At 76.0% G+C, this 11,961-nt stretch carries 10 protein-coding genes; 6 read left to right on the forward strand and 4 right to left on the reverse strand.

The annotated features are described in order from the left end of the window. Window positions 1–159 precede the first annotated feature (159 nt). Window positions 160–687: an NUDIX hydrolase family protein gene (locus P3T27_RS30200; RefSeq protein ID WP_280684290.1), complete on the reverse strand. Its 528-nt coding sequence runs from the start codon at window positions 685–687 to the stop codon at window positions 160–162. A gap of 370 nt (window positions 688–1,057) precedes the next feature. Here P3T27_RS30200 and P3T27_RS30205 point away from each other — a divergent pair, with 370 nt between their 5' ends. The 4 genes from P3T27_RS30205 to P3T27_RS30220 all read left to right on the forward strand — a co-directional run bounded on the left by P3T27_RS30205 (window position 1,058) and on the right by P3T27_RS30220 (window position 5,606). After that, window positions 1,058–1,876: an AfsR/SARP family transcriptional regulator gene (locus P3T27_RS30205; protein WP_280684194.1), complete on the forward strand. Its 819-nt coding sequence runs from the start codon at window positions 1,058–1,060 to the stop codon at window positions 1,874–1,876. Between the two features lie 33 nt (window positions 1,877–1,909). Further along, window positions 1,910–2,698, forward strand: a complete 789-nt coding sequence (locus tag P3T27_RS30210; protein WP_280684196.1) for an SDR family NAD(P)-dependent oxidoreductase — start codon at window positions 1,910–1,912, stop codon at window positions 2,696–2,698. A 62-nt stretch (window positions 2,699–2,760) separates the two neighbouring features. After that, window positions 2,761–5,139, forward strand: coding sequence for a condensation domain-containing protein (locus P3T27_RS30215; RefSeq protein ID WP_280684197.1), 2,379 nt, complete (start codon window positions 2,761–2,763; stop codon window positions 5,137–5,139). Between the two features lie 8 nt (window positions 5,140–5,147). After that, window positions 5,148–5,606 (forward strand): SRPBCC family protein, encoded by a 459-nt coding sequence (locus tag P3T27_RS30220; protein ID WP_280684199.1) that lies wholly within the window; start codon window positions 5,148–5,150, stop codon window positions 5,604–5,606. On the opposite strand, the gene P3T27_RS30225 is transcribed toward P3T27_RS30220, so the two are convergent. After that, entirely contained in the window at window positions 5,596–6,447 is an 852-nt protein-coding gene (locus P3T27_RS30225) for a hypothetical protein (protein WP_280684201.1), read from the reverse strand. The genes P3T27_RS30220 and P3T27_RS30225 overlap by 11 nt on opposite strands. A gap of 299 nt (window positions 6,448–6,746) precedes the next feature. On the opposite strand from P3T27_RS30225, the gene P3T27_RS30230 reads away from it, so the two are divergent. Continuing rightward, a complete protein-coding gene (locus P3T27_RS30230; protein WP_280684203.1) occupies window positions 6,747–7,994 on the forward strand; it encodes a cytochrome P450 in 1,248 nt (415 codons plus the stop codon). A 42-nt stretch (window positions 7,995–8,036) separates the two neighbouring features. On the opposite strand, the gene P3T27_RS30235 is transcribed toward P3T27_RS30230, so the two are convergent. Together P3T27_RS30235 and P3T27_RS30240 are read right to left on the reverse strand one after the other, a co-directional pair. Beyond that, window positions 8,037–11,243 (reverse strand): BTAD domain-containing putative transcriptional regulator, encoded by a 3,207-nt coding sequence (locus P3T27_RS30235; protein WP_280684205.1) that lies wholly within the window; start codon window positions 11,241–11,243, stop codon window positions 8,037–8,039. An 82-nt stretch (window positions 11,244–11,325) separates the two neighbouring features. Further along, window positions 11,326–11,649 carry a DUF6191 domain-containing protein gene (locus P3T27_RS30240; RefSeq protein WP_280684207.1) on the reverse strand — a complete coding sequence of 108 codons (324 nt, stop codon included), beginning with the start codon at window positions 11,647–11,649 and terminating at the stop codon, window positions 11,326–11,328. 96 nt (window positions 11,650–11,745) lie between these two features. Between P3T27_RS30240 and P3T27_RS30245 the strand changes: the two genes are divergently transcribed. Further along, window positions 11,746–11,925, forward strand: coding sequence for a hypothetical protein (locus tag P3T27_RS30245; protein WP_280684213.1), 180 nt, complete (start codon window positions 11,746–11,748; stop codon window positions 11,923–11,925). Window positions 11,926–11,961 lie beyond the last annotated feature (36 nt).

Below are 11,961 nucleotides of genomic sequence, written 5' to 3' on the forward strand. Positions count from 1 at the left end.
CTTGACGTCGCCCGGCCTTCCCGGCAGGTCCGACCGTCACCCGATCGAGTGGGCCGTCATCGCCGAGCCGACGCCGGTCGGCGGGGACGCGCGCCCGGAGCCGACCGACCTGCGGAGCCCGGTCGGCCCGCACCTCGCCGGGTGCAGGCCGACCGGGTCTCAGGCCAGGCAGCCGACGTGCGCCAGGGCCCGCTTGAGCAGCACACCCTGGCCGCCGGGCATGTCCTGCTGCACCAGCGGCGAGGCGGCCTCCTCCGGGCTGAACCAGACCAGGTCGAGCGCGTCCTGGCGCGGCCGGCAGTCGCCGGCCACCGGCACGACGTAGGCCAGGGAGACCGCGTGCTGCCTCGGGTCGTGGAACTCCGTGATGCCCAGGGTCGGGAAGTACTCGGCGACCGTGAACGGCTGCAGCGAGGCGGGGATCCGGGGCAGCGCCACCGGACCGAGGTCCTTCTCCAGGTGCCGCAGCAGGGCGTCGCGGATCCGCTCGTGGTACAGCACCCGGCCGGACACCAGGGTGCGGCTGACCGTCCCGTCCGGCCCGATGCGCAGCAGGAGGCCGATCTCGGTGACCTCGCCGGCGTCGTCGACGCGCACCGGCACCGCCTCCACGTACAGGATCGGCATCCTGGCCCGCGTGGTCTCGAGTTCCTCGGGAGCGAGCCAACCCGGCGTGGTTTCCGTCATGTCAGACATTCGCCGATCGTACGTTCCCCGGCCCCGTCCGCGCCGGGCGCCCCGCCTGTCACGGCGGCGGGAACCGCCCGGTCGCAGCGCCCGGTGCCCGGCGTCCCGTCCGAAGACCCGTACCCGGAACCGGAACCGGCCCGCCCGGCGGGACACCCGCGGTCCGCGACGGCGCCCCGCCGCACCGGCCTGCCCGGAAGCCCCCACCAGAGCGCCCGGAACCGCGCTCGACGGGCACTTGAGGAATCCGCCCCCCACCCGTTGACGCAACTAGGGTGCGACGCGTCCGCCCCACCATCCCCCTGACCCGAACAAGCGGCCGAACGCCGCCCACCCGAGCAGACGTCACGCGCACGAGAGGAGAACCGCCATGCACCTCAAGGTCCTCGGCCCCCTCACCGCCGACCTCAACGGCATCTCCGTCGTCCCCACCGCCGCCAAGCAGCGCCAGATCCTGGCCCTGCTCGCGCTCTACCCGAACCGCATCCTGCCCACCGCCACCCTGATCGAGGAGATCTGGGGCGACAACCCGCCCAGACAGGCGCTCACCACCATGCAGACGTACATCCTGCAACTGCGCCGCCGGATCACCCAGGGCCTCGGGCCGACCCCGCACATCACCGCCAAGGACATCCTGACCACCCGTCACGGCGGCTACCAGCTCACCACGCACCCGGACAACCTCGACGTCCACACCTACAGCCTGCTCACCACCCAGGGGCAGCACGCCTTCAACCACGGCCACGACCACCAGGCCGCCACCCACTTCCGGCAGGCCCTCGCGCTCTGGCACGGCCCCGCGCTGGTCGACGTGCGGCCCGGACCGATCCTCGCCATCGAGATCATGCGCCTGGAGGAGAGCCGGCTGATCACCCTGGAACGCCGGATCGACACCGACCTGCGGCTCGGCCGGCACAACGAGCTCATCCCCGAGCTCACCCACCTCACCCACCAGCACCCGCACCACGAGGGCCTGCACGCCCAGGCCATGGTCGCGCTCTACCGGGCCGGCCGGCAGACCACCGCCCTGACCACCTACCACCACCTGCGCCACCGCCTCACCACCGAGCTCGGCATCCAGCCCTCCCCGCACCTGCAACACCTGCACCACGCGATCCTCACCCTCGACCCCACGCTCAACACCCCGACCACGGCGCACCCGACCACCTACAACCTGTACCCGGCCTGAGCTCCCACCCCGCCCTCACCCCCAGGACCCGTCATGACCACCGCACCCGAGAAACCCCTGGCCCTGATCACCGGCGGAACCCGCGGGATCGGCCTCGCCATCGCCCGCGAGCTCGGCAGCCGCGGCCACCGGATCTTCATCTGCGCACGCACCGGCCACGACATCACCCAGGCCCTGGCCACCCTGCGTGGGGAGGGCCACCAGGCCGACGGCACCACCTGCGACGTGCGCGACCCCACCCAGGTCAGCGCGCTGATCCGGCACGTGGTGGCCGAGCACGGCCCGATCACCGTGCTGGTCAACAACGCCGGCCGCACCGGCGGCGGGCCGACCGCCACCACCACGGACGACCTCTGGTACGACGTCATCGACACCAACCTGAACGCCGTCTTCCTGGTCACCCGGGAGACCCTCAAGCACGGCCGGATCACCGGCACCGCGCACCCGCGGATCATCAACATCGCGTCCACCGCCGGGAAGCAGGCCGTCACCTTCGGCGCCCCGTACACCGCGAGCAAGCACGCCGTGATCGGCTTCACCCGGGCGCTGGCCAAGGAACTGGCCCCGACCGGAACCACCGTCAACGCCATCTGCCCGGGCTACGTGCACACCCCGCACACCACCCGGATCCACCACGAGTACGCCACCGCCTACAACACCACCCCCGAGACCATCCACCAGCACTTCCAGACGCACATCCCGCTCGGCCGCTACACCACCCCCGAGGAGGTCGCCTCGCTGGCCGGCTACCTCACCTCCCCGACCGCCGCCAGCATCACCGCGCAGGCACTGAACGTCTGCGGCGGCCTCGCCACCCAGTAACCCCGGCGCAACCCTGGCCGGCCCACGGGAAGGAACCGGGCTCCGGTGCCCGCTGATCAGCGATGACGAACCGTCACTTCTCCAGCGCACCCGTCACCCTGCTGGTGGCCGGCGCCACGTCGCCCGAGCCCTGTCTGCCCGCCGCCCGCCCGCCGAGACGGCTCGACACGGGGGCGGTCAGCGCCGCGCTGGCCCGCACCGCGCCCCGCCGGCAGCGGTCGTCGCCGCCGCGCGGGGGCGGACGGCTCCCGGAGTTCCTGCTGGTCGAACTCCACGGCGGGTACGAGGCCGAGGTGCTGCGCGCCGCGCTGCGCGCCGTCCTGCCGCCCGACGAGACCGACGCCGGGTTGCCGGGCAGGATGCCGGACGGGTCGCCGGGCGGGATGCCGGGCAGTTCTCCGGACGGGGTACCGGACGGGTCGGAGCCGCTCTGGGAGCGGGCGGTGGACGGCCCCGACGGGCTCGACCGGGTGCTGGCCGAACTCGGACGCGCCCTGACCGCCGGAGCGCGGCTGCGGGCCGTCCTGGCCGAGGACCGCCGGAACGGGCTCCGCCGCCTGTTCGTCGGGCTCGCCGCCGGTCCCACCGCGCGCGCCGCCGAGCTGCTGGAGCGGCTGCGGGAGGCACTGGCGCACCCGCCGGAGCCCGTGACGGTGCCCACCAGCGCGCTGCAACGGGAGATGCTGCGCCAGGTGATCGGGCGCGCCGACCACGGCGGGCGGCACGTCGAGCAGCTGTCCTGGAACTGGCACGGGCCGCTGGACACCGGGCGGTTCACCGCCGCCTGGCAGTCCGTGTTCGACCACGAGACGGTGCTGCGCGCCGCCTTCGACTGGGACGACACCGCCGGCGACGGCGGCGACCCCTGGACGGTGCTGCACGAACGGGCCGTCCCCGAGGTGACCCGCCACCCGCACGGCGCGGTCGGCTGGGACGACCTGCTGGAGGCCGACCGGCTGCGCGGCTTCGACCTGCGCCGGCCCGCCCTGCTGCGTGCCACCCTGCTCGACTCCGGCCCGCAGGACGCGGACGACCTGCCCGCCACCCGGGTGCTGCTCACCTACCACCACGCGATGCTGGACGGCTGGAGCGTGCGCCTGCTCCTGCAGGCCTTCTACCGCGCCTACCTGACCGGCGGCGTCCTGCCCGGTGGCGAGCGCCGCCCCGACGTCCGCGACCACGCCCGCTGGCTCGCCGCCCAGGGAAGCGACGCCGCACGGGAGTTCTGGGCCACCCGGACCGCCGCCCGCGCCGTCCTGCCACTCGCCCCCGACCCCGCCCGGCGCGGCAGCGGACGCGCCCGGCGCCGGCTCACCCCGTACGAGGCGGTCCGGCTGCGCGGCTGGGCGGCAGCCCGGGGGGCGGGCGAGAGCAGCGCGCTGCAGGCCGCCTGGGCGCTGCTGCTGTACCGCGCCGCGCAGGCGCCCGAGCAGCGCCGACCGGCCCGGGCGGTGCGGGTCGGCTTCGCGGTCACGGTCTCCGGCCGGGGCATCCCGCTGGACGGCATCGACCGGCTGCCCGGGGCGCTGCGCAACCCGCTGCCGATCTCCGTCCGGGTGCACCCGAGCACGACGGTGCCCCAGCTGCTCGCGGCGCTGCGCGACGAGGTGCTCGACCTCGCCGCGTACGAGTGGGTCTCCCCCGGGCAGGCGCACCGCTGGAGTGCCACCCCGCGCGGGCAGCGCCCGCACAGCCTGGTCGTCCTGGAGCACCAGCCGACCGCGCCGCACCACCTGCGGCTGGAGACCGACCTGGCCGCGCACGGCATCCACGTGGAGAGCCCCGTCCCGGCCGGCACCTTCACCGCGTACCCGATCACACTGGCGGCCCACTACGACGCCACCGGCGGGCTGGTCCTCACCACCACCCACGACCGCGCCCTGCTGGCCGACCAGGACGCCGTCGAACTCCTCAGCCAGAGCGCCCGCCTGCTGCGCACCTTCCCCGACCTGCCGAACGGCCTCAGCACCTCCGAGGTGCTGCGCTCCACCCTGGCCGGGCACCCAGCGCCCCGCCCCGGCGGGCCCGCCGACCACCCGCCGGGCCCGGACCCGGCGGAGCGGGGCCCGGCCGTCCGGCTGGAGGTACTGCGCCGGGCCGCCCGCCCGGGCGCGGGCTGGGTCCTGCTGCTGCCCCCGCCCGACGCCCCGCACACCCGCTACCCGGGCACCGCGCGCGGCTGGCCCGGCCCGCAGGCCCTCGGTGTGCTCCGCCCGGCCTCCGGCCCGCCGTCGCCGGGCGCCTACCGCCCGGTGCTCGCCCCGCTGCTGGAGTCCCTGGCCCCGGTCGCGCTGGTCGCCGCACCCGGCAGCGGCGTCACCGCCTACGAGGTCGCCCGGCTCGGCCCGCCGGCCCGCCCGCCCGTGGTCGTGCTGCTCCCCGAGGAGGCCGGGCCCTCCGACCTCTTCGCCCTGGCCCCCCTGCTGGCGGACCCGCCCTAAGCTGAGGCATGGCCCGCTTCGTCCTGACCCGCCGTTCGCCGCTGCCCCCGGCCGTCTGCTGGGAGCGGCTGACCGCCTGGCCGCGGCACGGCGAGCGGGTGCCGTTCACCCGGGTCTCGGTGGCCCGGGGCACCGGCCGGCGGGCGGGGGACGCCATCCTGGCCCGGACCGCCCTCGGGCCGTTCCGGTTCGACGACCCGATGGAGCTCGTCGAGCTGACCGCCCCGGCGGCCGGGCGCGACGGGCTGTGCCGCCTGGAGAAGCGGGGCCGGCCGGTCCTCGGCTGGGCCGAACTCCGGGTGCGCGCCCCGGACGGCGCGGCCGTCGGGACGGAGGTGAGCTGGACGGAGGAGATCCGGATCGCGGGCCTGCCGGGGTGCTTCGACCCGGTCGTGGCCCGCGCCGGACGGCTGGTCTTCGGCCGAGTGCTGGACCGCCTCCTGGGCCCGGGACCGCCTACGCCGTGACGCCGCACCAGGCCCGGTACTGCTGGCGGACGTACCCGCGCGGGTCGTCGTCGGCCGTGACCCGGTCGTGCTCCGCGAGCCGGTGGGCCGTCACGACGGCCCCGGCCACCTGCTCCGGATCGGCGTCGCCGCCCCGGAGCGCGACCCGGTCGCACATCGCGGCCCGGCGCAGCAGGAACTCGCGGCGCAGCCGGGGCGGGGCCGTGGCGATCCGGCGCTGCGCGTCGAGGTGCCGGCGCTCGTCCTCGATGCCCGGGGCGTCGGCGTAGGCCTGCCCGGGCGCGGGGACGGGGCCGGTCGGCACCCGCGGGGCGGGCTGGTCCGGGAGCGGTGGCAGGCCGTGGGCGGCGAGGACGGCGTCGGCGAACTCGGGCCGGTCGACGGGCAGGCCCCGCCGCCCGAACAGGGCGAACAGCTCGGCGAGGGCACGGGGTTCGGTGCCGCGCGGCCGGTCGTCCCCGGTGAGCGGGAGTCGGCCCAGGAACGGCCCCCAGTGCCGCCCGCGCGGCTCGGCCAGGCGTAGCCGCAGGGTGACCCGGTGCGCACCGGTCTCGGCCTCCTCGTCGAACTCCATGGCCAGGCCCCGGATCTCCGGCCAGCCGTAGCCGCGCCGGACCAACAGCCGTACCAGGGTGAGGCCGGTGTCGTCCGCCTGGAGCCGACAGCTGCGCGGTCCGCCGAGGGCCGCACCCGCGACGATCGCGGCGGCGATCAGCAGGCACCCCCCGGTGCCGACGGCGCCGGTCTCGCCGAGTGCGATCACGGTCACCAGGGCCAGCACGCAGCCGAGGCCGACGGCGTCCCCCCGCCGCCGCATGAACGCCAGCCGTACCGTGGTCATCCCGCTCCCCCTTCCGGTGCGCGCTCCCACGATCCCCACCCGCCCGCCACCCGGGCAAGCGCGGGGCGGCAGCTGTGACGGCCCTGTGACGCCCGCCGGTGGCTCCTGGGGTGCCTCACCGCCCCCGCATGCTGCGGACCAGGGTGCGGGCGGCCTGCGGCCAGTGGGGGTGGTCGAATGCGCAGCGCCGCCCAGCTGGAGGTGGGCGGCGCTACCGCGCTGAAACCGGGGTGAAGGCGGGCTCCGGCAGAGTCCGGGCCATCGGAGCACGCAAGCCCGTCGCGAGAGGAACCGAGGCCATGAACACCACCACCGTCCACCTCAGCCCCGAGCAGGTCGAGAACCCGGTCGGCGCCTACGCCGGGTTCCGCCGGCAGGCCGAACTGCCCCAGGTCGTGCTGCCCGGACTGGAGACCCCGGTCCGCCTGGTCACCCGCTACGCCGACGTCAAGGCCGCGCTCACCGAGCCCCGGCTGGTCCGGGACCGCACCACCATCGCCGCCGCCCAGGCGGAGTCGGACCCGCAGGACGAGCTGATGGCCACCGTGTTCGGAGCCTTCCCGGCCGAGTACGCCAAGTACCTCTCCGGCCACCTCGCCCTCTTCGACGGCGCCGAGCACGCCCGCCGCCGGGCCCCGCTGACCCGCGCCTTCAGCACCCGCCGGATCGCCGCGCTCCGCGGCTTCGTCGAGCGCACCGCCGCCGACCTGCTCGCCGAGCTCGCCGCCAAGGACGAACCGGCCGACGTGCTCGGCGAGTTCGCCTACCCGCTGACCACCCACCTGATCTGCGAACTGGTCGGCGTCGAGGAGGCCGACCGGCCCCGGGTCCGCGCCTGGATCCGCGACTTCGCGTTCGGCGACGGCAGCCGGATGGCCGAAGGTCTGATCGGCATCGTCGACCACGTGAAGGAGCTGGTCGCCCGCCGCCGGGCCGAGCCCACCGAGGACCTGGTCTCCGCACTCGTGCACGGCACCCACGAGGGCGAGGAGCCGCTGGACGGGGACGACCTGGTCTCCGTCGTCGTGCTGCTGATCAACACCGGCATCACGCCGCCCGCGCTGTTCCTCGCCCACGGCCTGCTCGCCCTGTTCGACCACCCGGACCAGCTGGCCCGGCTGCGCGCCGAGCCACAGCTGCTGGAGCGGGCCGTCCCAGAGCTGCTCCGCTACGTCACCATGGTCCGGATCGGCGCCACCCTGTACGCCACCGAGGACTTCGAGTTCGCCGGGACGGCGCTGCGCACCGGCGACCCGGTGACCGTCGCCCTGCTCGCCGCCGACCACGACCCGCAGGAGTACGGCGAGTCCGCCGGACGGCTCGACATCGCCCGCGAGTTCGGGCGCGGCGACGGCCACCTGGCGTTCGGCCACGGCGCCCACTACTGCCTGGGCGCGGCGCTCGGACGGCTGGTCACCTCGGTGGTGCTGGACCAGGTGCTGATCCGGCGCCCCGGCGCGGCGCTCGGCGCCGGCCGGGACGAGCTGGAGTTCGGCCACTGGCCGGCCGACGGCTTCCACCTGCTGCGGCTGCCGGTACGGCTCTGACCCCCGTCAGACGCCGTCTCCTCGTCAGACGCCGTCTCCTCGTCAGGCGCCGACCAGGGCCAGCGCCTCCGCCGCCAGGGCCGCCCGGTCGAGGCCCGCGTACCGGGCGACCGCCCGCTGGTACTCCCCCGGGTCGGCCTCCTCGGCGGCGCGCCGGGCCGCGACGGACCCCATGGTCGGCTGGAAACTGCGCAGGCACCGGAACCGCTCGGCCAGCGCGACCAGCCGCACCCCGGTCGCGGTCGGCTCCGCCGTCCCGGTCCGGGCGCCCCGGTCGAGTCCGGCCAGGCCGAGCGCCAGCAGCAGCGCCCCGGCGACCGGCACGTCCACCAGCGGCGCCGCCGGCTGCTGCTCCGGCGCCGGGGCGTCCGCGGGCCGCAGCAGCCCGGTGAGCCGGTCCGGGAGGGCGGCGGCCAGCGGCTCGACCAGGTCGAGGCATCCGCCGCGGGCGTGCGCGGCCACGCAGACGGCCTCCAGCTCCAGCTCCCAGGACCGGTCGGCGGCCGACTCGGCGCCGCCGGCGAGCAGGCCTGCGGCCCGGCGCCACAGCGCCAGGCCGGCCGCCGTCTCACCCCGGGCGAGCGCGATCTCGGCCCGCACCCCGAGCTCCGGGGAGAGCAAGTCGACGGCGTCGTCCGGGCGGTGCCGCACGGCCAGCTCCAGCCAGTGCTCGGCGCCGTCCAGATCCCCCGCCTGCAGGCTGCCGAGCACCATGCCCCAGCGCAGGCCCAGCATGTCGTTCCAGTCACCGAGTTCGTCCAGCGCGCCCATCGCCTCGCGCAGCAGCGGCAACGCCCGCGCACCCTGTTCGCTCTGCAGGTACAGCTCGCCGAGCCGGGACAGCGCCATCACCCGCAGCCAGGGCACCGGCAGCGGACCGAACACCGCCAGCATCCGGCGCGCCGAGGCGATCGCCCGTTCCACCTCGTGCGCGCCCTCCCAGCGGTAGCCGGCCACCGCCTCGGCGACGCCCGCGAGCAGCGGCTCGGGCGCGGCGCACAGCGCGTCCAGCCGGGTCCGGTCCGGGCCGAGCACCTCGGGGACGGCCGCCATCACGGCCGCGATCGCCCGCACCGGGGTGTCGGGGGCGGCCGGCGGCAGCCGCCGCAGGATGGCGAGCAGGCGCAGCGGCCCGGTGCTCGGGCCGAGGCCGCTGCCGGCCGTGAGCAGGGTGTTGACGGTGCTCAGCGCGGCGAGGGTGCGCACCGCTCCGACGAGGTCGGGCCCGGGCCGCAGCCGGGAGACCGGGCCGCCGGTGTCCTCGGCCAGGGCCACCAGCCGGACGTAGTTGCCCTCGGTGGTCCACAGCGCGGCGAGCACGGCGGCGGTGGCGACGGTCGTCGGCGCGTCCCCGGCGGCGAGGGCCAGCCGCAGTGCGCGGACCAGGTTGTCCTGCTCGGCCCGGACCAGCCGCCAGGTGGCGGCCGCGCCGGGGCCGAACGGCCCGTCGTGGTGGGCGAGGCCGAACTCCCGGGCCCAGGACAGGAAGCGGACGGCGACCTGCTCGTCCTCCCCGGCCCGGGTGCGGTGGACGGCGCCGAACTCCCGAACCGTCTCCAGCATCCGGAACCGGCCGCCGGTCGGGGTGTCGGCCAGCCTCAGCAGCGACTGGTCGACCAGGTCCTCCAGGAGGGCCAGCACGTCGGGGCCGTCGAAGGAGTCGGGGCCGGCGAAAGGGTCGGGGCCGGCGAAGGGGTCCGGGCCGCCCAGCAGGTGTTCGGCCGCCTCCGCGGTGAAGCCGCCGGGGAAGACGGACAGGGCGCGCAGCGCCGCCCGGCCCTGCGGTTCGAGCAGGTTCCAGCTCCAGTCGACGACCGCCTGCAGGGTGCGGTGGCGCTGCGGCGCGTCCCGGGCCCCGCCGCGCAGCAGGGCGAACCGGTCCGCGAGCCGTCCGGCGATCTCGGCCGCCGACATCACCCGCACCCGGGCCGCGGCCAGTTCCACCGCGAGCGGCAGGCCGTCCAGCCGGTCGCACAGCTCCGCGACCGGCCCGACGGGCAGGTCGACGCCGGGGCGGGCCGCACGGGCCCGCTGGGTGAACAGCTCGACGGTGGTGGCCTGGTCCAACTCCGGCAGCAGGTAGACGGATTCGGCGGAGATGGCGAGCGGCGCGCGGCTGGTGGTGAGCACCCGCAGGTCGCGGGAGGCGCCGACCAGCGCATGGACGAGCTCGGCCACGCCGCGCACCACCTGCTCGCAATTGTCCAGGACGAGCAGGGCGGGCCCGGGGCCGAGGGCGGCGGCGATCCCGGCCGACGGCTCGGGCACCGGGGCCACCCCGAGGGCCGCGGCGACCTCCCCGGCCACATCCGCGTCGGCGGCGACACCGGCGAGCTCCACCAGGTACACCAGCCGCTGTGGCGCGTTCCGGGCCACGGCGGCGGCCAGCCGGGTCTTGCCGAGCCCGCCGGGGCCCACCACCGAGACGACCCGGGAGCCGTCCAACAGCCGTGCCACGGCGGCGAGGTCGGTGGCCCGGCCGAGCAGCGCGTTCGGCTCGTGCGGCACCCCGCGCCGCACCGGGGCCGCCTCGCCACGCAGCAACTCCTGGTGCAGGGCGCGCAGATGCGGGCCCGGGTCGGTGCCGAGCGCGTCCCGCAGCCCGCGACGGTAGTCGTCGTACCGGGCCAGTGCGGCGGCCGATCCGACGGTGCGGGCCTCGCAACGCAGCAGTTCCAGCAGCAGTTCCTCGTCCCTGGGCTGCCCGGCGAACAGGGCGGCGAGCGCTTCGGCGGCCTCCGCGTGGCGCCCGGTCCTGGCCAGCGCGAGTGCCCGGGCCCGGGTGAGCGCCCGGTGGGTGACGGCCCGTTCGGCCCGCAGCGCGGCCACCGGGTCCGCGTCGGCCGGCTCCGAGGGCCCTGCGCCGTCCCAGAGATCGAGCCCCGCCTCGGCCTCGGCGAGCGCCCCCGCGTGGTCCCCGGCCCGCGCCTTCTCGGCGCACGCGGCCGCGTACAGCAGCACGGCGGAGGCGTCGACCTGTTCCTCACCGAGCCCCAGCCGGTACCCGGTCGGCGTGCTGACGATCAGGTCGGCCCCGAGCCTCGCCCGCGCCCGCGACACCAGGACCTGCAGCGCCTTCCCGGGCCTCTCCGGCTGCTCCTCCGGCCACAGCCCCTCGACCAACCGCCCGCTGCTGCTCCCGCCCCGCACCTCCCCCGCCAACAGCGCCAGCAACCCACGCACCCCCGGCGCGGTGATCTCCTGCCCCCGGCAGGAGACCGTCGACAGCATCGTCAACTCGATCGTCACCACAGCAGGCTAGGGCCTGTTGCGAAAGTGGATCTCGTGTCGGGCGGGATCACGCACGGCTTGGCGGTGCGGTGCGGTGCGTCTACCTTCGCTTGCCAATGACGGCGGTGCCGTTGCCCAAGTCGACGCCTACGCGGGGCGGGGCGCCGGCCTGGTCATCGTCCCGCAGGACCAGTTGAGCCTGTCGCTGCTCGATCTGCACGCGTTTGTTGGCGTTGAAGAAGGCGTGCAACTCCTCGGTAGCGGTGGCGCCGAGGCCGAGCCCGCTGCCTGGCCTGCGGGCGGTCAGGCGGCGGCAGAGCCAGCCCGGGCGGCCGGATCGCAGGACCATCTGCCGGACCGAAGCCAGTGTGAACGGAACGATCACCAGTAGTGCCATGAACAACAGACCCGCCATCATCACCATGCTGACCGAACGTCCAAGCGGTACAAGCCCGTTCCAGACCTGCCGCCGCCAGATACGGCGGCGCCGGTCAAAGCCACGACGTTCGCCGGGTGGGCGATGGCGTCCACCCGACAGACCGGCTGCAAGGTGAACCTCAGGGCGGCGGGGCCCTCCGATGAGATGGTCGCGCTGATGAAGACCGGCCAGTACGACACCGGCAAGGCCGCCCCCGCGCGGACCTCCTGGGCGACGGTGTCCCGCGTCCTCCGCGAGCCGCTGGAGGGGCACGGTCCCTGACGATCACCTCCAGGTGCCGGGGCCACGCCGGATTCC

The organism is Kitasatospora sp. MAA19 (assembly GCF_029894125.1).
Taxonomy (GTDB): domain Bacteria; phylum Actinomycetota; class Actinomycetes; order Streptomycetales; family Streptomycetaceae; genus Kitasatospora.